This window comes from Pseudomonas fluvialis, assembly GCF_002234375.1.
In the GTDB taxonomy this organism is placed as follows: Bacteria; Pseudomonadota; Gammaproteobacteria; order Pseudomonadales; family Pseudomonadaceae; genus Aquipseudomonas; species Aquipseudomonas fluvialis.
Genome location: NZ_NMQV01000003.1, coordinates 95,906 through 118,220 on the forward strand (window position 1 = coordinate 95,906; position 22,315 = coordinate 118,220).

Sequence of the window (22,315 nt, forward strand, 5' to 3'; positions counted from 1 at the left end):
TTTACCTGTGGAGTCCCCATGAAGCTGTCCATGCCCCGTTACGATCAGGCTGCCGTGCTGGTGGTTGGTGATGTCATGCTCGACCGTTACTGGCATGGCGGTACTTCGCGCATTTCCCCCGAAGCCCCGGTGCCTGTGGTCAAGGTCGAGCAGATCGAAGATCGGCCAGGCGGTGCGGCCAACGTGGCATTGAATATTGCCGCGTTGGGCGGACAGGTTCGTCTGGTCGGGGTGACCGGGCGTGATGAGGCGGCCGGCTCTTTGCAACGCAGCCTGCAGTCGGCAGGGGTGGCCTGCCATTTCCAGCAGGTCGAGGAGCAGCCGACCATCGTCAAACTGCGTGTGTTGAGTCGCCACCAGCAGTTGCTGCGTATGGATTTCGAAGAGCCTTTCGCGACCGATGCGCAGGCGCTGGCGGCTCAGGTCGAAGCGCTGCTGGATGGCGTCGCTGTACTGATTCTCTCCGACTACGGTAAGGGCGCATTGCCCAATCATCAGGCGCTGATCAGTCTGGCACGTGCCCGCGGCATCACGGTGCTGGCTGATCCCAAGGGGACGGATTTTTCCATCTACCGGGGCGCCAGCCTGATTACGCCCAACCTCCACGAGTTCGAGACCATCGTTGGCCGTTGTGCCGATGAAGCCGAGCTGGTGCGTAAGGGCGCGGCATTGATGAATGAGCTGGCACTGGGGGCGCTGTTGATTACCCGCGGCGAGCATGGCATGACGCTGCTGCGTCCCGAACAGGCTCCGTTGCACCTGCCCGCCCGTGCCCGTGAAGTGTTCGACGTGACGGGCGCCGGTGATACGGTGATTTCGACCTTGGCGGCCTCCCTGGCAGCGGGTGAGTCGCTGCCCAATGCAGTCGGCCTGGCCAACCTGGCGGCTGGTATCGTCGTTGGCAAACTGGGCACGGCAGCCATTAGCGCTCCGGAACTGCGCCGTGCGGTGCAGCGTGAACAGGGTTCGGAGCGCGGGGTGGTGGGGGTCGAGCAGTTACTGGTGGCCCTGGAAGATGCGCGTGCGCATGGCGAGAAGATCGTCTTTACCAATGGTTGCTTCGATATCCTGCATGCCGGCCATGTTGCCTATCTGGAGCAGGCGCGTGCTCAGGGAGATCGCCTGGTACTGGCGGTCAATGACGATGCCTCGGTCAGTCGTCTCAAGGGGCCAGGCCGGCCGATCAACAGTGTTGATCGGCGCATGGCGGTACTCGCCGGCCTGGGCGCGGTGGATTGGGTAGTGAGCTTCAGTGAGGACACGCCGGAGACGCTACTGCGTAGGGTGCGTCCGGATGTTCTGGTCAAGGGCGGTGACTACGGCATCGAGGGGGTGGTCGGCGCCGATATCGTGCGTGCCTATGGCGGCGAAGTGCGTGTGCTTGGCTTGGTGGAGAATAGCTCCACCACGGCCATTGTGGAGAAGATCCGCGGAGAAGCCTGACGCCTGAGACGCAGGGGGGGGCGTGTTGCTGGGGGGCTGCCTTACCTGTACTCTGCTGGCACGTTGCCGGTGGAGAGGGGCTGTCGGCATGTTGAAAGGCCTTGATGATTTTGTTGCTCAGGTTTGGTTTAAACGTATTCCGTTACGTACAGATGAGTAAAACGCTGGCCGGGTTCTGGCGCTATAAGAAAAATTATCGGGTATTCATTTACTTACCTCGTGCGTCTTGAGATTTAGATTAAAAACAAGGAGCAACATGATGAAGCTTGGTTATTACCTGCTGCCTGGTCTGCTGCTGGGAATTTCCGGTTGTGCCTCAACCACGCCGGACAGCGAAGTGGACTCGGTGCACTACAGCCAGTGGGCTGAGCAACAGGCCCAGCAGAATGCTGAGGCGGCACCGCAGGTGGCTGCGGAGCCTGTGTTGGCGCAGCTTGACGAAGCGACTCCAGCCGCGGCAGAAAACACTAGCCAAGCCAGCCAGCCAGCGGCCTTCGTAGTGTCGGCTAACCAGTGCTGGGTACAGTCGGTGGTCCGCCCCAAGCCGGTACAGAAGCCGCTTGAGGTAGTCACCAAGGATTCTGTGAACAAAATCCAGGTGACGCCGACGCAGCTTAGCCAGGAGCGCAAGCAGGTGGTGACCAAGGATGGCGTGACCATGTACAAGGTCGAGCCGCCGGTTTACCGCCAGGTCAAGGAGCGCGTCGAGGTACGTCCGGAAATTGTCCGTACCATCGTCGAGCCGGCTGTCTTCGAAATGAAGAAGGAAGTCGTCGAGGTCGAAGCCGCCCGTACCGAGCTGGAAGCCTGCAAGACTGCCGGCGTGACCTTCGCCCGCGAGAACACGGCGCGTACCCTGTGTGCCCGGCTGATCCCGGCCAAGACGGCTACCGTCATGAAAAAGACCCTGGTCAAGCCGGAAACGAAGCGTGAAGTGGTTGAACCTGCGGTTTTCAAGGAAGTGACCCGCTGGGTGCTGGAAACCCCGGCCCGTGTGGTTGAGGTGCCGGTAGCCAACGAGACAGCCGAACTACCGGTGCAGGTGGTGGCGCAGGCCGAGAAGGTGGATGAGCAGCAAGTTCCCGCCGAAGTACGTCAGTTGACGGCTACCGAGTACACCGGCGAGCCGCAGATGGTAACCGTACGTGCCGTGTGCGATGCCGACCTGAATGCACCGATGATTGTTTCCATGCAGAACGCCCTGCAGTCTGCCGGACTCAATCCCGGGGCGGCCGATGGCAAGCTGGGTCCGCGCACCGTGGCGGCCCTGCTGGAATACCAGCGTCGCCATGGCCTCGCTTACGGCGCCTTGACCTATGAAAGCCTGCAGCACCTGGGTGTGGTGCAGCAGTAAGCGCTCACGGCTACGCCTACTTACAACGCCGCAGCATTCTGCGGCGTTGCGCATTTCGGCATGGGCTTTTTTGTTCAGGCGGCGCGGCGTAGCCAATCGTGCCAGGCGATGCGCTCGTCATGCACTAGCCAGCCATCGCGCGTGGCAAAGGCTTCGGAAAGCCAGAGGGCTTGGGTGTGCTGGAACGGCCGAAGCTCGCCCTGTTCAAGGGTGAACAGGCGATTCTGCTCGGGCGCGAGGAGAAACAGCTCATGCTGAGGTTCCAGGCGGGCGACCAGCGCATCGCCCTCCAGGCGTTCATCGGCATGCTGCAGGCTTATCTGGCGAAGGTTGTCCGGCAGCTGCAGGCGCAAGTCGTAGACCAGTTGCAGCGAGGCGCTGGGTAGGTGCACGTAAGCCTGCGGGCGCTCCATGAGGGGTTGGCCCTGGCAGTACACCGCTAGCGCCGCACCACATTGCGGGCGCAGCTGGAAGTACTGATGGCAATAGCGCAGCGTGGGGTAGGGGGTCGCCAGCCAGGTATCCAGATAGCGTCCCTGTAGCCAGCCTGCTGGGCTCTGTACCAGGCATTCTTCGGCCACTTCGGTGACTGCGCTGAGCAGTGGCAGCTGTAACTCGTGGGCAGGCACGTAGCCAGAGATCAGTTTCAGGACACAATCGCCGCGGTCGCTGCGCCGCTGGCGAACCAGCACCTGGTAGTCCTGTCCCTGCCAGGCCAGGGTCAAGCGTACGGAAACCCCAAGGTTGGCCAATTCCAGGACGAATTGTCGGCTGTCCTTGGGCGCGGCGAGAGGTCGGCGGCGTGCGAGCATTTGCTGGAAGTTGAGCGGCAGGGGCAGGCCCTGGTAATGCAGGGCGTGTGCGTCGGCCTCGACGTGAAGGGCCTGAGTCTTGAAGTGCTGGGGATCCTTGCGGGCGAGTACGGTCGACATGGGCGGGTCCTCGGCGTGGCCCGGCGAACCCTCAGTCCGCGGTGGGCATGGAACGGAGCAGCTGGCTCAGCAGCGCTACGTTATGCGACAGATGTTGCGGGTTGATGGTTCCAACGATCGCACTGCTCACCCCAGGATGGGCAAACACCAGCTTGAAGCTGGCGCGCAGCGGGTCACTGCCCGGCTGCAGGCAGACATGGCCGCTGGCCAAGGCCTTCTTGATCAGGATGGCCTTGCCGTGGGCTGCAGCATAGTCGAGCACTGGCTTCTCGGCTTGTTCGTTGAGGTTGTAGGTGACCATGGCGCAGTCGCCTTGCTCCAGCGCCAGCAGCCCACCCTCGACGGTTTTGCCGGACAGGCCGAAGGCGCCGATCTTGCCCTCGCGCTTGAGTTCGGCGAGGGTCTCGTAGACGCCGCTGTCGTGCAGGATGGCCAGGTCGTTGCCGTCCGAGTGCACCAGGACCAGCTCGATGTGTTCGGTTTGCAGGCGCTGCAGGCTGCGTTCCACGGAGTAACGCGTGTGCGCCGGGCTGAAGTCGAAGCGCGACTGGCCCAGCTCGAACTCCTCGCCGACCTTGCTGACGATCACCCAGGCGTGGCGCTGGCCGCGCAGCAGCGGGCCGAGACGTTCCTCGCTGACACCATAGGCCGGCGCGGTGTCGAGCAGATTGATGCCCAGTTCGCGGGCCTGGTCGAGCAGGGCGCGGGCAGCGGCGTCATCGGGGATGCTGAAGCCGTTGGGGTATTTCACGCCTTGGTCACGGCCCAGCTTGACGGTGCCCAGGCCCAACGGTGAGACGTGCAGGCCGGTGCTGCCCAGCGGACGCCAGAGGTCGTGCAAGGTTGCTTGGTTCATGCCAGCAGCTCCTCCCAGGCCGGCTGTGCCACGGGCGGGCAGGGCAGTGCGGGCAGCGGCGCATGCGTGCCCGGGCAGATGCCGTCGCGGGTCAGCTTGGTCAGTACCCGATCAGCCAGGTCCGGCGACAGTGCCAGCTTGGTCGGCCAGCCCACCAGCAGGCGGCCCTGCTCGGCGAGGAAGGCATTGTCCGGGCGCACCAGGCCGGACTGCGCCGGCTCGGCGCGATCGACGCGCAGGGTGGCCCAGCGGGTGGCGCTCTGGTCGACCCAGGGCAGCAGCTCGCCCAGCTCCTTCTGTGCGGCGCGGATCTGCGCAGCCTCGTCGCGGGCCACGCCATCGGCCTCGGCCAGGTCGCCGCCGAGGTACCAGACCCACTGGCCGTCGGCGGCCGGATGGCTGGTCACGGTCACCCGTGGCTTGGGCCCGCCGCCCAGGCAGTGCGCGTACAGCGGTTTGAGGGCCGGCCCCTTGGCCATCACCATGTGCAGCGGGCGCAGCTGCTGGCGCGGCTCGGCCACGCCCAGCGCGGCGAGCAGCCCGGCGTTGCCGGAGCCTGCGGTGAGCACGATGCGTTGGGCGCGAATGGCGCGGCCGTCGACGTTCAGGCCGACCAGCTCGCCGCCCTCGTGCAGCGGGATGATCTCGCCGGCGGCCAGCAGGCTGCCTTCGGCCAGCTCGGCCAGGCGCGCGATCAGGCTGGGCACGTCCAGCACCAGCTCGGCCAAGCGGTAGACCTTGCCCTTGAATTTGGGATGTTGCAGCGCCGGAGGTAGTGCCTCGCCCTTGACCTGGTCGACCCGGCCGCGCACCGCCTTGCTGGCGAAGAAGCTGGTCAGGTTGCCGGCCAGGGTGCCGGGTGACCACAGGTAGTGAGCCTCGGAGAGCAGGCGCACGCCGGCCAGGTCCAGCTCGCCCTGGCTATCCAGCGCCTCGCGCCAGCGCCTGGGCATGTCGGCGATGGCCTCGGAGGCACCGGTCAGGGCGCCATGCAGGGCGTACTTGGCGCCGCCGTGGATGATCCCCTGCGACTTGACGCTCTGCCCACCGCCGAGCGTACCGCGCTCGAGCAGCAGGGTGGAGAAGCCTTCCCGGCGCAGGCGGGCGTTCAGCCAGAGGCCGGCGACGCCGCCGCCGACGATCAGGACATCGGTGCTGAGGGGGTGGGACATGCGTAGGCCTCTCCGGAAAACGGGCGGGCAGTATAACCTTGGGGCGTCGTTGCACGCTGCAGGCTGGGTGCTGCGCTGCTCTGTCGAGGCGCCGGGTCAGTGCCCGTTATGCGTCGAGAACAGCTGGATAACGGCCACGCCGCTGATGATCAGTGCCATGCCCAGCAGTGTGGCTGTATCCAGGCGTTGGCCGTAGATCAGCCAGGCAGCCAGGCTGATCAGCACAATGCCCAGGCCTGACCAGAGTGCGTAGGCGACTCCTACGGGAATACTGCGCATGACCAGGGCCAGCATGGCGAAGGCCAAGGCATAGCCGACCACCACCAGGAGCAGAGGCAGTGGCTTGTTCAGTCCGTCCACCGACTTGAGGGCTGTGGTGGCAATGACCTCGGCGATGATCGCCAGGGCGAGAAATACATAGCCTTGCATGGGGACTCCAAACCGCGGCAGCACCGGCATGGTAAGCTGCGCAACCATGAATCGTGCCCTGTATACCTTACTGTTTCATGTCGCCCTGCCACTGATCCTGCTGCGCCTGGCCTGGCGGGCCTGGCGTGCGCCGGCCTACGCACGGCGGGTGGCTGAGCGTTTTGCCTTGGGGCTGGCGCCGCTGCAGCCTGACGGCATCTGGCTGCATGCCGTGTCGGTGGGCGAAAGCATCGCGGCGGCGCCGTTGGTACGTGAACTGCTGGCGCGTTATCCGCAGCTGCCGATCACCATCACCTGCATGACGCCTACCGGTTCCGAGCGCATTCGTGCGCTGTTTCCTGCCGAGCAGTATGCCGGACGCATCCAGCACTGCTACCTGCCCTATGACCTGCCGTGGACGGCGGCGCGCTTCCTGCGCCAGCTCCGTCCGCGCCTGGCGGTGATCATGGAAACCGAGTTGTGGCCCAACTTCATTGCCGCCTGCGAACGTCGCGCCATCCCCGTGGTGCTGGCCAATGCCCGCCTGTCCGAGCGCTCGGCACGTGGCTATGCACGCTTTGCCCGGCTCACTGCACCAATGTTGGCGCGTTTGCAACTGATTGCCGTGCAAAGCGCTGCCGAGGCGCAGCGCTTCCTGCAGCTCGGTGCGCGCCCCGAAGCCGTGCAGGTGACCGGCTCGATCAAGTTCGACCTGCAGGTAGATGCCCAGTTGCTGGCGCGTGCCACAGCCTGCCGGGCCGACTGGGGCGCGCGGCCGGTATGGATTGCTGCCAGTACCCATGCCGGCGAAGACGAGATTGCCCTGGCCGCGCATCGCCAGTTGCTGGCGCGCTGGCCACAGGCCTTGCTGATTCTCGTGCCGCGTCACCCGGAGCGCTTCAACAGCGTTTACGAGCTGTGCCAGCGCCAGGGTTTTGCCACCTGCCGGCGCTCGGCGGGCGTGCAGCCCCAGGCAACGGATGCGCTGTTGCTGGGCGATACCATGGGCGAGCTGCTGTTCCTTTATGCCCTGGCCGATGTGGCGCTGGTTGGTGGCAGCCTGGTGGCCAACGGTGGGCACAACCTGCTGGAGCCTGCCGCACTGGGCAAGCCGGTGCTCAGTGGCCCGCATCTGTTCAATTTCCTGGAAATCTCTAGCCAGCTGCGCGAGGCCGGTGCCCTGCGCGAGGTGCAGGATGCCGACAGCCTGGCCCGCGAGGTGGCCCAGTTGTGGCAGAGCCGTGATGACTGGCAGGCCATGAGTGAGGCCGGGCTGGCGGTGTTGCGTCGCAACCAGGGTGCGCTGGCGCGTCTGTTGGGTGGCATACAACGCTTGCTGCCTTGATCCCGCGTATCAGCAAAACGCCCCTGGCCGTTAGCGGGCAGGGGCGTTTCTGTGGTAGCGGCTGAAAACAGCCGCTTGTGCTTTAGCTCAGAACTGCGGGTTGCCCTGCAGGGTCGCCTCGGCGGCCTTGGCCAGGTCTTCCGGGAGGAAGTCCTTGTCCGGGTCGTAGAGCGGATTGAGGAAACTATCCAGCGCTTCCAGGTCGGCCGGGCTGAGCGTGCCGGCGGCCTGCTTGAGGCGCAGGTTGTTGAGCAGGTAGTCGTAACGCGCGTTGTTGTAGTTGCGCACCGCACTGAACAGCTGACGCTGCGCATCGAGCACGTCGACGATATTGCGTGTACCGACCTGATAGCCGATCTGCGTGGCTTCCAGCGCGCTCTGCGTGGAGATGATGGTCTGCCGGCGGGCCTTGACCTGCTCCACGTCGGTATTCACCGCACGGTGGAAGTTGCGGGTGTTTTGCACCACCTGACGGCGCAGGCTTTCCCGGCTTTGCTCGGCCTGGTTGAGGCGCTGGTAGGACTCGCGCACCTGGGAGCTGGTCAGGCCACCGCTGTACAGCGGGATGTTCAGCTGCAGGCCGATGCTCTGCTGCTCGGCATCCGGGCCGTAGCGCAGCGGCTGGCCGGCACTGTTGCGAAAGCCCAGCAGGTCGTTGTCGCCTTTCTGGTACTGCGCCACGGCGTCCAGCGTGGGGGCGTGCCCGGCTTTGCGCTGGCGCAGGGTTTCCTCGGCGGCCTGCACGGCAAAGTTGCTGGCCTGCAGGTTGAGGTTCTGTTGCGCGGCAGTATCGACCCAGGCCTGTGCGTCGTTGGGCACGGGCTCGACCACCGGCAGGCTGTGCTTGACCCCTTCCAGGCCTTCGTACAGTCGATCAGTCAGCGTGGTCAGCGACTGGAAGGCATCGGCCACGTTGCGCTCGGCGATCAGCCGGTTGGCGCGGGCGTTGTCGTAGCCGGCCTGCGCTTCCAGTACGTCGGTCTTGTCCGACAGGCCCACGTCGAAGCGCTCGTTGGCCTGGTCCAGCTGGCGCTTGAAGGCGGCTTCTTCGGCCTTGGTGGTGGCCAGGTTGTCCTGGGCACGCAGCACGCCGAAGTAGGCCTCGGCGCTTTGCAGGATCAGCCCCTGCGAGGTGGCCGAGAACTGCAGGGCCGCCTGCTCGCTGCTGGCCTGGGCGGCCTGCAGCTGGAACCAGCGGTCGGCACGGAAAATCGGCTGGCTGAGGCTGGCCTGGTAGGCGATGCCACTGCGTGAGCCGCTTTGCGTACCCAGCGAGCTGTCCACTTCGCTGCGTGTATCGCTGACATTGGCCCCGGCATTGACCTGTGGCAGCAGCCCGGCGCGGGCCTGCGGCACCACTTCGCGCTGGGCCTGATACTCGGCCTGGGCGGCGGCGAGATCGGCGTTGTTGGCCAGGGCGTCCTGATAGATGGTCAGCAGGTCGGCCCGGTTGGATGTCTGCGCCGGTTCGGCCCAGGCACCATGGGAGATGGCGGCGATGGCAACAGCCAGTGAAAGTCTGCGCAACATGGTCAGTCCTGGAGTGCGTGATAACCGGGCAAGGCTAAGGCCGGTAGCAGGGGCGGTCAAGGTACAGTTGCCGCGCCTGCGCAGCCTGGGCGATTGTGCGTGTGCTGTGCCGCGCCGATTGTCGTCTGCTCGATTGCTGGCGTCGCTCAGGCTGTTTAGACTGCGGGCAGTTCTTGTCGGGGTGCCCAGAGTCGTGGGCTGAGATCGGACAGTTCCGGATCCCGTTGAACCTGATCAGGTTAAGGCCTGCGTAGGGAACAAGATGTGCTCGCCCGCGTGGCGACCCCCTCTGGCACCGCTCCCGGTGCGCCCGTCGCCTTCAGGTTCGCTCCGACAGTCAGCCCGGAGAAGCCGATGAGCGTGCAAAACCAGAAGAACCTCAGCGAAAGCGCACAGGTCGACCAGCAGTCCGTACAACCTTTCCCCCGTTCGCAGAAGGTCTACGTGCAGGGTTCGCGCCCGGATATCCGCGTGCCGATGCGCGAGATCAGCCTGGACGTCACCCCCACCGCCTTCGGCGGCGAGATCAATGCCCCGGTGACCGTTTACGACACCTCCGGCCCCTACACCGACCCGAATGTGACCATCGACGTGCGCAAGGGCCTGCCGGACGTGCGCAGTGCCTGGATCGAGGATCGTGGCGATACCGAGAAGCTGCCTGGCCTGTCCTCTGAGTTCGGCCAGCGCCGTCTGAACGACGCCGAGCTGTCGGCCATGCGCTTCGCCCACGTGCGCAACCCGCGCCGCGCCAAGGCCGGCCACAACGTCAGCCAGATGCACTACGCGAAAAAGGGCATCATCACGCCCGAGATGGAATACGTCGCCATCCGCGAGAACATGAAGTTGGCGGAAGCGCGTGAAGCCGGTCTGCTGAAAGAGCAGCACGGCGGGCAAAGCTTCGGCGCCAGCATCCCGAAAGAGATCACCGCCGAGTTCGTGCGCAGCGAAATCGCCCGCGGCCGCGCCATCATCCCGGCGAACATCAACCACGTGGAGCTGGAGCCGATGATCATCGGCCGCAACTTCCTGGTGAAGATCAACGGCAACATCGGCAACTCGGCGCTGGGTTCTTCCATTGAAGAGGAAGTGGCCAAGTTGACCTGGGGCATCCGCTGGGGTTCGGACACGGTCATGGACCTGTCCACCGGCAAGCACATCCACGAGACCCGCGAGTGGATCATCCGCAACTCGCCGGTGCCGATCGGCACCGTGCCGGTGTACCAGGCGCTGGAGAAGGTCGGCGGCATCGCCGAGGACCTGACCTGGGAGCTGTTCCGCGACACCCTGATTGAACAGGCCGAGCAGGGCGTGGATTACTTCACCATCCACGCCGGCGTGCTGCTGCGCTATGTGCCGCTGACCGCCAAGCGCGTCACCGGCATCGTCAGCCGTGGTGGCTCGATCATGGCCAAGTGGTGCCTGGCGCATCACAAGGAGAATTTCCTCTACACCCACTTCGAGGAAATTTGCGAAATCATGAAGGCCTACGACGTCAGCTTCTCGCTGGGCGACGGCCTGCGTCCGGGTTCGATCGCCGACGCCAACGATGCCGCGCAGTTCGGCGAACTGGAAACCCTCGGCGAGCTGACCAAGATCGCCTGGAAGCATGACGTGCAGACCATGATCGAAGGCCCCGGCCACGTGCCGATGCAGCTGATCAAGGAGAACATGGACAAGCAGCTGGAATGCTGCGACGAAGCGCCGTTCTACACCCTCGGCCCGCTGACCACTGACATCGCCCCCGGCTACGACCACATCACCTCGGGCATCGGCGCGGCGATGATCGGCTGGTTCGGCTGCGCCATGCTCTGCTACGTGACCCCGAAGGAGCACCTGGGCCTGCCGAACAAGGATGACGTGAAGACCGGCATCATCACCTACAAGATCGCCGCGCACGCCGCCGACCTGGCCAAGGGCCATCCGGGCGCGCAGATCCGCGACAACGCACTGAGCAAGGCGCGCTTCGAGTTCCGCTGGGAAGACCAGTTCAACCTTGGCCTCGACCCGGATACCGCGCGCGCCTTCCACGACGAGACGCTGCCCAAGGAGTCGGCCAAGGTCGCGCACTTCTGCTCCATGTGCGGACCGAAGTTCTGCTCGATGAAGATCACCCAGGAGGTGCGCGAGTACGCCGCCGAGCACGGCCTGACCGACGAGCAGAAGGCCATTGAGGCTGGCTTTGCCGAGCAGTCCGAGCGCTTCAAGGAAGAAGGCGCGGTGATCTACCGGCAGGTGTAAGCCAGGCGACTGGCATGCAGGCAGCGAGTGCGGCTACTCTGCCTGCATTGTCAGTGTGTGGTGTGCAGGCTTATGTCCGAGTTCCATCCTAGCCAGGCGGTTGATGCCTGTGAGGTCGTGCAGCGGGAGCAGTGCTTCCGCGGCTTTTACCGTGTGGATCGTTTGCAGCTGCGGCATCGTCTGTTCAATGGTGAACAGGGGCCGCTGCTCAGTCGCGAGTTGTTCGTGCGCCCGGATGCGGTTTGCGTGCTGCCCTACGATGCGCCGCGCGATTGCGTGGTGCTGGTCGAGCAGTTCCGCGTCGGTGCCCTGGACAAGAGCGTCAACCCCTGGCTGATCGAGCTGGTGGCCGGGTTGATCGACAAGGACGAGCAGCCACAGGCGGTGGCGCGCCGTGAGGCGCTGGAAGAGGCCAACCTGACGCTGGCTGAGCTGTGGCCGGTGTGCCAGTACTACCCGTCGCCAGGCGGTTCGGATGAGCGGGTGCACCTGTTTGTCGGTCGTTGTGACAGTCGCGGCGCCGGCGGTGTGCATGGCCTGGCCGAGGAGGGCGAGGACATCCGTGTGGCGGTGTGGTCGCTGGATGAAGCCCTGGCCGCCGTAGAGGACGGGCGCATCGACAACGCGGCGAGCATTATGGCCTTGCACTGGCTGGCGCTGAATCGCCAGCGCGTACGCGAGGCCTGGGCATGAGCCTGCTGCGCGAGCGCTACCGCGTCGATCTGAGTGGCCTGCAGGCGATCTGCGAGCTTAACTATCTGCGTCTGCTGCGCTTATTGCCGGACATGCGCGATGGCCTGGCGCAGCGCAACCTGCTGCTGAGTCAGGGCGAACAGTCGTTCGGCCAGCTGCATATTGCTGTGCTGGAAAACTGCCCCTACACCACCACCCTGCGCCTGTGGCAGGTGCAGCCACTGGCCTGGTTGCCGCAGGCCTGCCTGCAGGTGCGGGCCTACCATGACGCACGGATGGCCGAAGTGGTGGGCGAGGATGACAGGCAACGCCTGCACGGCAGCTACCCTTATCCCAATCCGGCCATGTACTTGCCGGATGAGAAACTGCAGGTCAATCGCTTTCTCGGTGAATGGCTGAGCCATTGCCAGGCGCACGGGCATGCCGCAGAAGCGCTAATCTGAACAACGTGGCAAGATTTCAGCGCCGTTAACTGTGATCTGTTTCCAGTTGCCGGCTTTACCCTGCCGTGGCGCAGACACCATAATTCCGAGCACTTTCCCTGGAGATGGCCCCTTGCCGAGTGCTGCCACCCCCTCTGCCGCCCCCTCTGCCGATAGCTCGGTGTTGCTGGTGCAGCTGTCCGACAGTCACCTGTTCGCCGAGGCGGATGGCCGGCTGTTGGGCATGGATACCTGCAATAGCCTGCAGCGGGTGATCGCGCTGGTCGAGCAGGAGCAGCCGCGCATCGACCTGGTACTGGCTACGGGGGATCTTTCCCAGGATGGCTCGCTGGCCTCCTACCAGCGTTTTCGCCAGCTCACCGACAGCCTGGCACCTCAGGTGCGCTGGTTTCCCGGCAACCATGACGAGCCGGCGGCCATGCAGGCGGCGTGCGCCGGTACGGCGTTGCTCGACAGCGTGCTGGACATCGGCCAGTGGCGCATCATTCTGCTCGACTCTTCGATCGTCGGTGCCGTACCCGGTTATTTCGCCGAAGAGCAGCTAAGCCTGCTCGATCAGGCGCTGGATAGCGCCGGCGCACGACATGTGCTGGTGAGTTTCCATCATCATCCGGTATCCATCGGCTGCCGCTGGATGGAGCCTATCGGCATCCGTAACCCGCAGGCCTTGTTTGCACGCCTGGCCGGGCGCAGCCAGGTCAAGGCCTTGCTGTGGGGGCATGTGCACCAGGAGTTCGACCAGCAACTGCACGGTATGCGCCTGCTGGCCTCGCCCTCGACCTGTGTGCAGTTCGCGCCGGGTAGCGAGGATTTCCAGGTGGATCACGAGGCGCCCGGCTATCGCTGGTTGCGCCTGCATGACGATGGCCGCCTGGATACCGGGGTGTCACGGGTTACCGGCATCGACTTCGAGATCGATTACAGCGTCAAGGGCTATTAAGCGGCTTCTCGCTGCCCTGCTGGGCATGCCGTTGCGCAGGCGATAGCGCTCAGAAATCCCCCCACAGCTGCTGCGCCACGCTGAGTGCGACCACCGGCGCGGTTTCCGTGCGCAGTACCCGTGGGCCGAGGCGTGCGCCGAGAAAACCGGCCGCCTGCGCCTGGCTGACCTCGCTGTCTGTCAGCCCGCCTTCCGGGCCGATCAAAAAGGCCAGGCTGCCCGGGCTCGGGTGGCTGGTCAGCGCCTCGGCCTGTGGATGCAGGACCAGCCTGAGGTCGGCGTTTTGCTGGGCCAGCCAGTCAGCCAGCAGTTGCGGGGCGTGGATCTGCGGGACGACTGAGCGGCCACACTGCTCGCAGGCGCTGATCGCTACCTGGCGCCAGTGCGCCAGGCGCTTGTCGGCGCGTTCATCCTTCAGGCGCACTTCGCAGCGTTCGCTGACGATCGGCGTGATCGCCGCGACGCCCAGCTCAGTGGCTTTCTGGATCGCCCAGTCCATGCGTTCGCCGCGCGACAGGCCCTGGCCCAGGTGAATGTGCAGAGGCGATTCGGGCAGGCCGGCCAGCTGTTCGCTGAGTTCAACCCGCACAGCCTTCTTGCTCACTTCGATCAATGCTCCGCGATATTCCTGGCCGCTGCCATCGAACAGCTGCAGGGCATCGCCCACGGCATGCCGCAGTACGCGGCCGATGTAGTGGGCCTGGGCCTCGGGTAGCGTGTGTTGGCCCAGGGACAGTCGGGCATCGATGAAGAAACGGGATAGGCGCATGGGAAAAAGCTGCTGAAGGCGGGAGGCTGAACGAAAGTGGGGCATGGTGCAGTTCGCCGTGCTTTTCGTCCAGCCTCCAGTGCTTTTCTCGGCCGTTGAAAACTAGCCCGGATCGCGATGATCGGGATAACGATTGTCTACCGCGACGCTGAACGACGCGCGCGTGGCGATATCGATGCCCTCGCTGGCTACCTCGGCGAGGAAATCGATCTGCTCGGGGGTGATCACGTACGGCGGCAGGAAGTACACCACGCTGCCCAGCGGGCGCAGCAGGGCGCCGCGCTGCAGGGCGTGCTGGTATACCGCCAGGCCACGGCGTTGCTGCCAGGGGTAGGCGGTCTTGCTCGGCTTGTCCTGGACCATCTCGATGGCTAGGGCCATGCCGGTCTGGCGCACTTCGGCGACATGCGGGTGGTCCTTGAGGTGTGCGGTGGCGCTGGCCATATGCGCAGCGAGTGCCTGGTTGCGCTGAATCACCTGGTCGTCGCGGAAGATGTCCAGGGTCGCCAGGGCGGCGGCACAGGCCAGCGGGTTGCCGGTGTAGGTATGCGAGTGCAGGAAGGCGCGCAGGGTCGCGTAGTCGTCGTAGAAGGCGCCGTACACCTGGTCGGTGGTGAGCACCGCGGCCATCGGCAGGTAACCGCCGGTCAGCGCCTTGGACAGCACCAGGAAGTCCGGGGTGATGCCGGCCTGCTCGCAGGCGAACATCGTCCCGGTGCGGCCGAAGCCGACGGCGATCTCGTCGTGGATCAGGTGCACGCCGTAGCGGTCGCAGGCCTCGCGAAGCAGCTTGAGGTAGATCGGGTGGTACATGCGCATGCCGCCGGCACCCTGGATCAGCGGCTCGACGATGACGGCGGCGACTTCATGGTTGTGCTCGGCCAGGGTCTGTTCCATGGCGGCGAACATATTCCGCGAGTGCTCTTCCCAGCCCATGCCCTCGGGGCGCAGGTAGCAATCCGGGCTGGCTACCTTGAGGGTGTCGAGCAGCAGCGCCTTGTAAGTGTCGGTGAACAGCGCCACGTCGCCCACCGACATCGCCGCCACGGTTTCACCGTGGTAGCTGTTGGTGAGGGTGACGAAGCGTTTCTTCTGCGGCTGGCCGCTATTCAGCCAGTAGTGGTGGCTCATCTTCAGCGCCACCTCGATGCCCGACGAGCCGTTGTCGGCGTAAAACACCTTGGCCAGCCCGGGCGGGGTGATCTGCACCAGGCGCTCGGACAGTTCGATCACCGGCTGATGGGTGAAGCCGGCCAGCATCACATGCTCCAGGCTGTCCAGCTGCTCGCGGATGCGTGCGTTGATGCGCGGGTTGGCATGGCCGAACACATTGACCCACCAGGAGCTGACCGCATCCAGGTAGCGCTTGCCGTCGAAATCTTCCAGCCAGACCCCCTCGCCACGGCGGATCGGAACCAGCGGCAGGCGCTCGTGGTCTTTCATCTGCGTGCAGGGGTGCCAGAGCACGGCCAGGTCGCGCTGCATCCACGGTGTATTTGCGTTCATGGGCTTCTCCTTGGCAGGGATAGAGAGCCTAGGGGCTGCATGCCTGTGGATGCAAGGCTGGACTGATCAGCCTGATAGATATGTTTCAGTTAATTTTTCCCCTTTTATTCGATGGTTTAACCGCTAGGCTAGACATCCATCGACAGCGCGGCCCGGTCTTGCCAGGTGCGGCGCACAACTCGGCAATTGTGGAGAAACAACCATGCAATGGGCTAATTCGGCATCCCGTTACGGGCTGGTCAGTGTGTTGTTGCACTGGCTGGTGGCTCTGGCGGTATTCGGCCTGTTCGGCTTGGGTTTGTGGATGGTCGGCCTGGACTACTACAGCAGCTGGTATCGCACTGCGCCGGATCTGCACAAGAGTGTGGGCATCCTGCTGTTCGCCGTCATGCTGTTGCGCCTGGGCTGGCGCCTGGTTGCCGCGCAGCCCGCTGCGCTGGCCAGTCATGATCGGCTGACCCGGCTGGCCGCCAAGGCCGGGCATGCCCTGCTGTACCTGCTGCTGTTTGCCCTGATGGGCTCGGGCTACCTGATTTCCACCGCCGATGGCCGGCCCATCGAGGTGTTTGGCCTGTTCAGTGTGCCGGCGACCCTGACTGGCCTGCCGCGCCAGGAAGACCTGGCCGGACAGGTCCATGAATACCTGGCCTGGGGGCTGATGGCGCTGGTGGCGGTGCATGCCCTGGCGGCACTCAAGCACCACTGGCTGGATCGCGATGCCACCCTGCTGCGCATGCTAGGACGTGGTTCGCGTTGACACGTGTTTTGGCAGTACCCGGTCGCCGCAGGGCGACCATCCCCTACTACAACAGGAGACTCACCATGCTGAAGAAATCCCTTGCTGCACTGACCCTGGGCGCTGCGCTGTTCGCCGGCCAGGCACTGGCGGCCGACTATGCGATCGACAAGCCCGGCCAGCATGCCTTCATCAACTTCAAGATCAGCCACCTGGGCTATAGCTGGCTGTACGGCACCTTCAAGGACTTTGACGGCAGCTTCAGCTTCGATGCGGCCAACCCCGAGGCCAGCAAAGTCAACGTGACCATCAATACCGCCAGCCTGGACTCCAACCATGCCGAGCGCGACAAGCATTTGCGTAGTGCGGATTTCCTCAACGTCGACAAGCATCCGCAGGCCAGCTTCGTGTCCACCGCCGTCAAGTCCACGGGCGAGGGTACGGCGGATATCACCGGCGACCTGACGTTGAATGGCGTGACCAAGCCGGTGGTGATCCAGGCTCGCCTGCTGGGTGAGGGGCAGGACCCCTGGGGCGGCTATCGTGCCGGCTTCGAGGGTTCGACACGTATTGCCCTGAAGGATTTCGGTATCACCAAGGATCTTGGCCCGGCCTCTCAGGAAGTCGAGCTGATTCTCTCGGTGGAAGGCATCCGCCAGTAAGCCGCGCAATAGCTTAGCGCCCATAAAAAACGCCGGCATTGCCGGCGTTTTTTATGGCGTGTCTTGCTTACTCGTCGCTGCTGTTCTTGCGGGTCAGCAGGGCGGGACGCTCGCCACGCGGGCGCTTGTTCTCCAGGCTTTCCAACTGCTCCAGGCTGGGCAGGCGCTCACCCTTGCGGATGATCAGCGGTTGCTTGCTGTTGCGCGGATCGGCAACGGCTGGTTCACGCAGCGGGCGAGTTTCTTCGCGACGCGGGCCGTTGTTGTGACGCGGCTGACCGTTAGGCCGGCCGGCCGGCTTGCCGTTGCGTGGCTTGCCCTGGCCGCCCGGCTGTCCGCCGCTGCGCTTGCCGGCTGACTGGCCTTGCCCCTGGCGTGGCTGACCGCCCTGGGCGTTGCTACGCCGTCCGGGGCGTGCCGGCGCCTTGCTCGGCGTGGGCACGTAGTCGGCACGATTGCCAAAGTTGTCGTATTCGTCATCGAGGAACTCCTCCGGATCACGATCCGGCGGCGGCATGACCGGCAACGCGGCCTTGCCCGCAGGGCTTAGCGGACTTGCCGTGGCGCCGTCCTTGCCCTTGCCACCGCGGCGCTTGCGGTTGCGCTTGGCTTTGCCTTCGCCTTCGCCCTTCTCTTCGGCTTTCCTGTCCTCGCCGGCCGGTTTGGCAGGTTTGGCCGGCTCGTGACGTGGCTTGTTGGCGCGTGGCTGGCGCTCCGGGCGGGGTGGGCGGACTTCTGGTTTTTCCACCTCGATACTGTCCGGGTCGAAGCCCAGGGTATCGCCGTCGGCAATGCGCTGCTTGGTCAGGCGTTCGATGGCCTTGAGCAGCTTTTCCTCGTCCGGGGCCACCAGGGAAATGGCTTCACCACTGCGTCCGGCCCGGCCGGTGCGGCCGATGCGGTGTACGTAGTCTTCTTCGACATTGGGCAGCTCGAAGTTGACGACATGCGGCAGCTGGTCGATATCCAGGCCGCGGGCGGCGATGTCGGTCGCCACCAGGATACGAATCTGGTTGGCCTTGAAGTCGGCCAGGGCCTTGGTGCGGGCATTCTGGCTCTTGTTGCCGTGGATGGCGGCCGCACTCAGGCCATGCTTGTCGAGGTACTCGGCCAGGCGGTTGGCGCCGTGCTTGGTACGGGTGAATACCAGCACCTGTTCCCAGGCGCCCTGGGTGACCAGATGGGCGAGCAGGGCGCGCTTGTGGCTGGCCGGCAGGCGGAATACGCGCTGTTCGATGCGCTCCACCGTGGTGTTCGGCGGGGTGACCTCGATGCGCTCGGGGTCATGCAGCAGCTTGTTGGCCAGATCGGTGATGTCTTTGCTGAAGGTCGCGGAGAACAGCAGGTTCTGCCGCTTGGCCGGTAACTTGGCGAGGACCTTCTTCACATCGTGGATGAAGCCCATGTCGAGCATGCGGTCGGCTTCATCAAGCACGAGGATTTCCACATGGGACAGGTCGACGGCTTTCTGCCCAACCAGGTCGAGCAGCCGGCCGGGGCAGGCCACCAGCACATCCAGGCCCTTGGCCACGGCCTGGATCTGCGGGTTCATGCCGACGCCACCGAAGATGCACGTGCTGACCAGCTTGAGGTCGCGGGCGTACAGCTTGAAGCTGTCATGTACCTGTGCCGCCAGTTCGCGGGTCGGAGTCAGTACCAGCACGCGGGCCTGCTTCGGACCATGGCGCTGTTCGCGGTCGGGATGGCCGCCGGGGAACAGCAGCTCAAGCACGGGCAGGGCGAAGCCGCCGGTTTTGCCGGTGCCGGTCTGTGCCGCCACCATCAGGTCACGGCCCTGCAGGACCGCCGGAATGGCACGCTGCTGGACGGGCGTGGGTTGGCTATAGCCTGCGGCCTCGACGGCGCGGACCAAGGCCTCGGAAAGGCCGAGGGAGGCAAAGGACATGAGTCATCCTGTGTAGGTTAGGGCGTAGCCCGATGGGTCTGGGTACCTCGCCTGAATCGCGTCTGGGTGAGCGATCCCGACCGGTCCTGCTGGCCTGCGAAGCAGGCGAACATCCGGGCGTGGGCGGAAAAGGCTGGCGGAGTATAACAGAGCTGCACGCTTGTGCAGCCCTGCTTGTCGTCTGGCTGTCGGGTGGTCAGCGCGGCAGGCCAAGGTTGTTCCAGATCGCCAGGCTGGGTTCGGCCTGGTTCAGCGTATAGAAGTGCAGGCCCGGTGCGCCACCGGCCAGCAGGCGTTCGCACATTTCGCTGACCACCTGCTCGCCGAACGCCTGGATGCTTTGCAGGTCGTCGCCATAGGCTTCCAGCTGCTTGCGGATCCAGCGCGGGATCTCCGCGCCGCAGGCGTCGGAGAAGCGCGCCAGCTTGCTGTAGTTGGTGATCGGCATGATGCCGGGGGTGATCGGCAGTTCCACGCCCAGCTTGCGCACACGCTCGACGAAGTAGAAGTAGCAGTCGGCGCTGAAGAAATACTGGGTGATCGCGCTGTCGGCACCGGCCTGGCACTTGCGCACGAAGTTGTGCAAATCGTCTTCGAAGCTACGTGCCTGCGGATGCACTTCCGGGTAGGCGGCCACTTCAATGTGGAAGTGATCACCGGTCTCGGCGCGGATGAACTCGACCAGTTCGTTGGCGTAGCGCAACTCGCCTGAAGCCATGCCCATGCCCGAGGGCAGGTCGCCACGCAGGGCAACGATGCGCTGAATGCCATTCGCCTGGTAGGTATTGAGCAGTTCGCGCAGTTCGGCCTTGCTGTCACCAACGCAGGACAGGTGCGGCGCGGTGGGCACCTTCACTTCGCCGTCGAGTTGCAGCACGGTGTTCAGTGTACGGTCGCGGGTAGAGCCCCCGGCACCGTAGGTGCAGGAGAAAAAGTCGGGTTGGTAGCTGGCCAGTTGGCGGGCTACGGTGAGCAGCTTTTCATGGCCCGCATCGGTCTTGGTGGGGAAGAACTCGAAGCTATAGCGTCGATCGGAGGTACTCATAAGCGAATCCTGGAGGCTTGCAGGCCAGTGATGGTCTGGGAGTCCTTTGATCGCTGAAGGCTGGAGGCTGGAGGCTGGACGTAAAAGCAACTCGGCGGTGCTCTTCCGTTCAGCCTCCAGCCTCCAGCCTCCAGCGGCCTTCTTAGTAGCGATAGGCGTCCGGCTTGAACGGGCCTTCGACGGTTACGCCGATGTATTCGGCCTGCTTGGTGGTCAGTTGGGTGACAACCCCACCGAAGCCCTTGACCATTTCCAGGGCCACTTCTTCGTCCAGTTTCTTCGGCAGCACTTCCACGGTCAGGCGCTCGGCTTTCTTCTCGGCGGAGAGTTCGGCGAACTTCTGCTCATAGAGGAAAATCTGCGCCAGTACCTGGTTGGCGAACGAGCCGTCCATGATGCGGCTCGGGTGGCCGGTGGCGTTGCCCAGGTTCACCAGGCGGCCTTCGGCGAGCAGGATCAGGTAGTCATCGTTGCTCGGGTCGACGCTCTTGCCGGTGCGGTGGATCTTGTGCACCTGCGGCTTGACCTCTTCCCAGCCCCAGTTGGCGCGCATGAAGGCGGTGTCGATCTCGTTGTCGAAGTGGCCGATGTTGCACACCACGGCGCGCTTCTTCAGCGCCTTGAGCATGTTGGCGTCGCACACGTTGACGTTGCCGGTGGTGGTGACGATCAGGTCGATCTTGCCCAGCAGGGCCTTGTCGATGCTCGCCTCGCTGCCGTCGTTAAGGCCGTTCAGGTAGGGCGATACCACTTCGAAACCGTCCATGCAGGCCTGCATGGCGCAGATCGGGTCGATCTCGCTGACCTTGACGATCATGCCTTCCTGGCGCAGCGACTGGGCCGAGCCCTTGCCCACGTCGCCGTAACCGATCACCAGCGCCTGCTTGCCGGACAGCAGGTGGTCGGTGCCGCGCTTGATGGCGTCGTTGAGGCTGTGACGGCAGCCGTACTTGTTGTCGTTCTTGCTCTTGGTCACCGAGTCGTTGACGTTGATCGCCGGGACTTTCAGGGTGCCGGCCTTGAGCATGTCGAGCAGGCGGTGCACGCCGGTGGTGGTTTCCTCGGTGATGCCGTGGATCTTCTCCAGCATGGCCGGGTAACGCTCGTGGATGATCTGGGTCAGATCACCGCCGTCGTCGAGGATCATGTTGGCATCCCACGGCTGACCGTCCTTGAGGATGGTCTGCTCGATGCACCACTCGTACTCCTCCTCGGTCTCGCCCTTCCAGGCGAATACCGGGATGCCGGCGGCGGCGATGGCGGCAGCGGCCTGGTCCTGGGTGGAGAAGATGTTGCAGGACGACCAGCGCACTTCGGCACCGAGGGCGATCAGCGTTTCGATCAGCACTGCGGTCTGGATGGTCATGTGAATGCAGCCGATGATCTTCGCGCCGGCCAGCGGCTGGCTGGCCGCATACTTGCGACGCAGGCCCATCAGGGCAGGCATCTCGGACTCGGCAATGATGATTTCCTTGCGACCCCAGGCGGCCAGGGAAATGTCGGCCACCTTGAAGTCGGTAAAACCGGCAGGCGTCAGTACAGCGCTCATAGGATGAGTCTCCATTCGTTGTCTGCGAATGGGCGCCGTTGATGCGTATGGGTAACGCCCTGACCGAGCCTGACAGACGTGAGGCTGAGGCGAATCTGTTGCCGAGCGGCGGGTGATTCGAAACAGCTCTGGCGTCTGCTGCAGCGCCCCTCGGACAGGTGGCGGGAGCGGCGGGGCTGAGCCCGTCGCGCAAAGCCCATGCAGTATAGCGAGCGGCAGGCGGCAAGCCCATGCTTTTTAGTGCCTTCGGTCGGCTCTGCTAGTGGCGTTTTACCGCCTGCCGGCCTACCGTGCAGGAAGCGCCGGCAGGGGTCGGCGCCTGTTGCCGAGTCAAGGAGCCCTGCATGACGACCGCTTACTGGTGTGTGTTGATCGCCATTTTTCTGCCCTACCTGGCCACGGGGGCGGCGAAGTTTTTTGGTGCCGGTTACGGGCCGCAGGCCAACAGTGATCCGCGGGCCTTTCTGGCCGGCCTGCAGGGCTGGCGGCGGCGCGCTAACAATGCCCAGCAGAATGCGTTCGAGGTGACCCCGGCGTTTGCCGCTGCCGTACTGATCGCCCATCAGGTCGGCGTTGCCGAACAGTTGCTGCTTGATCAGCTGGCCGTGGCCTTTGTGGTCAGCCGGCTGTTGTACTTCGTTTGCTACCTGGCCGACTGGGGGCCGCTGCGCTCTCTGGTCTGGGCCTTTGGCATGGCAATGATCGTGGCGTTGTTCGTGGTGTCGGCCTGAGCCTGGCGAGGCTGGGCGCGCCGCCTGCCAGGGTATTAGGGCGTTAGCCGGATTGGC

Annotated in this window: 20 protein-coding genes and 2 riboswitches; of the genes, 10 read left to right on the forward strand and 10 right to left on the reverse strand. The window is 64.5% G+C overall.

The window, feature by feature from the left end; genetic code table 11:
* Nucleotides 1-18: 18 nt before the first annotated feature.
* Nucleotides 19-1,443 carry a bifunctional D-glycero-beta-D-manno-heptose-7-phosphate kinase/D-glycero-beta-D-manno-heptose 1-phosphate adenylyltransferase HldE gene (hldE, locus tag CFY91_RS02035; RefSeq protein ID WP_093984675.1) on the forward strand — a complete coding sequence of 475 codons (1,425 nt, stop codon included), beginning with the start codon at nucleotides 19-21 and terminating at the stop codon, nucleotides 1,441-1,443.
* 256 nt (nucleotides 1,444-1,699) lie between these two features.
* Entirely contained in the window at nucleotides 1,700-2,797 is a 1,098-nt protein-coding gene (locus tag CFY91_RS02040; RefSeq protein WP_093984676.1) for a peptidoglycan-binding domain-containing protein, read from the forward strand.
* A gap of 74 nt (nucleotides 2,798-2,871) precedes the next feature.
* Here CFY91_RS02040 and CFY91_RS02045 read toward each other — a convergent pair whose 3' ends face one another.
* The 4 genes from CFY91_RS02045 to CFY91_RS02060 form a co-directional block, all read right to left on the reverse strand.
* Nucleotides 2,872-3,729: a metal ABC transporter ATPase gene (locus CFY91_RS02045; RefSeq protein ID WP_093984677.1), complete on the reverse strand. Its 858-nt coding sequence runs from the start codon at nucleotides 3,727-3,729 to the stop codon at nucleotides 2,872-2,874.
* Between the two features lie 31 nt (nucleotides 3,730-3,760).
* Nucleotides 3,761-4,585 (reverse strand): aldo/keto reductase, encoded by an 825-nt coding sequence (locus CFY91_RS02050; RefSeq protein WP_093984678.1) that lies wholly within the window; start codon nucleotides 4,583-4,585, stop codon nucleotides 3,761-3,763.
* Nucleotides 4,582-5,757, reverse strand: a complete 1,176-nt coding sequence (locus CFY91_RS02055; RefSeq protein WP_093984679.1) for an NAD(P)/FAD-dependent oxidoreductase — start codon at nucleotides 5,755-5,757, stop codon at nucleotides 4,582-4,584. Before CFY91_RS02055 ends, CFY91_RS02050 begins: the two co-directional genes overlap by 4 nt.
* 96 nt (nucleotides 5,758-5,853) lie before the next feature.
* A complete protein-coding gene (locus CFY91_RS02060; RefSeq protein WP_093984813.1) occupies nucleotides 5,854-6,186 on the reverse strand; it encodes a DMT family transporter in 333 nt (110 codons plus the stop codon).
* A 46-nt stretch (nucleotides 6,187-6,232) separates the two neighbouring features.
* Between CFY91_RS02060 and waaA the strand changes: the two genes are divergently transcribed.
* Nucleotides 6,233-7,510, forward strand: a complete 1,278-nt coding sequence (gene waaA, locus CFY91_RS02065; RefSeq protein ID WP_093984680.1) for a lipid IV(A) 3-deoxy-D-manno-octulosonic acid transferase — start codon at nucleotides 6,233-6,235, stop codon at nucleotides 7,508-7,510.
* An 87-nt stretch (nucleotides 7,511-7,597) separates the two neighbouring features.
* On the opposite strand, the gene CFY91_RS02070 is transcribed toward waaA, so the two are convergent.
* Nucleotides 7,598-9,040, reverse strand: a complete 1,443-nt coding sequence (locus tag CFY91_RS02070) for a TolC family outer membrane protein (protein WP_093984681.1) — start codon at nucleotides 9,038-9,040, stop codon at nucleotides 7,598-7,600.
* Between the two features lie 167 nt (nucleotides 9,041-9,207).
* Nucleotides 9,208-9,314, forward strand: a riboswitch (TPP riboswitch).
* Nucleotides 9,315-9,394: 80 nt separating this feature from the next.
* Here CFY91_RS02070 and thiC point away from each other — a divergent pair.
* The 4 genes from thiC (at nucleotide 9,395) to cpdA (ending at nucleotide 13,354) form a co-directional block, all read left to right on the forward strand.
* A complete protein-coding gene (gene thiC, locus CFY91_RS02075) occupies nucleotides 9,395-11,278 on the forward strand; it encodes a phosphomethylpyrimidine synthase ThiC (protein WP_093984682.1) in 1,884 nt (627 codons plus the stop codon).
* A 72-nt stretch (nucleotides 11,279-11,350) separates the two neighbouring features.
* Nucleotides 11,351-11,971, forward strand: coding sequence for an NUDIX domain-containing protein (locus CFY91_RS02080; RefSeq protein WP_093984683.1), 621 nt, complete (start codon nucleotides 11,351-11,353; stop codon nucleotides 11,969-11,971).
* Nucleotides 11,968-12,414, forward strand: a complete 447-nt coding sequence (locus CFY91_RS02085; RefSeq protein WP_371870532.1) for a DUF1249 domain-containing protein — start codon at nucleotides 11,968-11,970, stop codon at nucleotides 12,412-12,414. Before CFY91_RS02080 ends, CFY91_RS02085 begins: the two co-directional genes overlap by 4 nt.
* Before the next feature lie 112 nt (nucleotides 12,415-12,526).
* Nucleotides 12,527-13,354 (forward strand): 3',5'-cyclic-AMP phosphodiesterase, encoded by an 828-nt coding sequence (cpdA, locus tag CFY91_RS02090; RefSeq protein WP_229727190.1) that lies wholly within the window; start codon nucleotides 12,527-12,529, stop codon nucleotides 13,352-13,354.
* Nucleotides 13,355-13,403: 49 nt separating this feature from the next.
* Here the strand turns inward: cpdA and CFY91_RS02095 are convergent, their stop codons facing one another.
* Nucleotides 13,404-14,123 carry a 16S rRNA (uracil(1498)-N(3))-methyltransferase gene (locus CFY91_RS02095; RefSeq protein ID WP_093984685.1) on the reverse strand — a complete coding sequence of 240 codons (720 nt, stop codon included), beginning with the start codon at nucleotides 14,121-14,123 and terminating at the stop codon, nucleotides 13,404-13,406.
* A gap of 102 nt (nucleotides 14,124-14,225) precedes the next feature.
* Entirely contained in the window at nucleotides 14,226-15,629 is a 1,404-nt protein-coding gene (locus tag CFY91_RS02100) for an adenosylmethionine--8-amino-7-oxononanoate transaminase (protein ID WP_093984686.1), read from the reverse strand.
* 202 nt (nucleotides 15,630-15,831) lie between these two features.
* Here CFY91_RS02100 and CFY91_RS02105 point away from each other — a divergent pair, with 202 nt between their 5' ends.
* Entirely contained in the window at nucleotides 15,832-16,386 is a 555-nt protein-coding gene (locus CFY91_RS02105) for a cytochrome b (RefSeq protein ID WP_093984687.1), read from the forward strand.
* Between the two features lie 65 nt (nucleotides 16,387-16,451).
* A complete protein-coding gene (locus tag CFY91_RS02110; protein WP_093984688.1) occupies nucleotides 16,452-17,027 on the forward strand; it encodes a YceI family protein in 576 nt (191 codons plus the stop codon).
* A 67-nt stretch (nucleotides 17,028-17,094) separates the two neighbouring features.
* Here CFY91_RS02110 and rhlE2 read toward each other — a convergent pair whose 3' ends face one another.
* The 3 genes from rhlE2 to ahcY form a co-directional block, all read right to left on the reverse strand.
* Complete coding sequence (rhlE2, locus tag CFY91_RS02115) at nucleotides 17,095-18,933, reverse strand: RNA helicase RhlE2 (RefSeq protein ID WP_093984689.1); 1,839 nt, start codon at nucleotides 18,931-18,933, stop codon at nucleotides 17,095-17,097.
* Nucleotides 18,934-19,129: 196 nt separating this feature from the next.
* Nucleotides 19,130-19,978: a methylenetetrahydrofolate reductase [NAD(P)H] gene (gene metF, locus CFY91_RS02120; RefSeq protein ID WP_093984690.1), complete on the reverse strand. Its 849-nt coding sequence runs from the start codon at nucleotides 19,976-19,978 to the stop codon at nucleotides 19,130-19,132.
* A gap of 142 nt (nucleotides 19,979-20,120) precedes the next feature.
* A complete protein-coding gene (gene ahcY, locus CFY91_RS02125; RefSeq protein ID WP_093984691.1) occupies nucleotides 20,121-21,527 on the reverse strand; it encodes an adenosylhomocysteinase in 1,407 nt (468 codons plus the stop codon).
* A 23-nt stretch (nucleotides 21,528-21,550) separates the two neighbouring features.
* Nucleotides 21,551-21,685, reverse strand: a riboswitch (S-adenosyl-L-homocysteine riboswitch).
* A gap of 186 nt (nucleotides 21,686-21,871) precedes the next feature.
* Between ahcY and CFY91_RS02130 the strand changes: the two genes are divergently transcribed.
* Nucleotides 21,872-22,258 (forward strand): MAPEG family protein, encoded by a 387-nt coding sequence (locus tag CFY91_RS02130; RefSeq protein WP_093984692.1) that lies wholly within the window; start codon nucleotides 21,872-21,874, stop codon nucleotides 22,256-22,258.
* The last annotated feature ends 57 nt before the right edge of the window (nucleotides 22,259-22,315 follow it).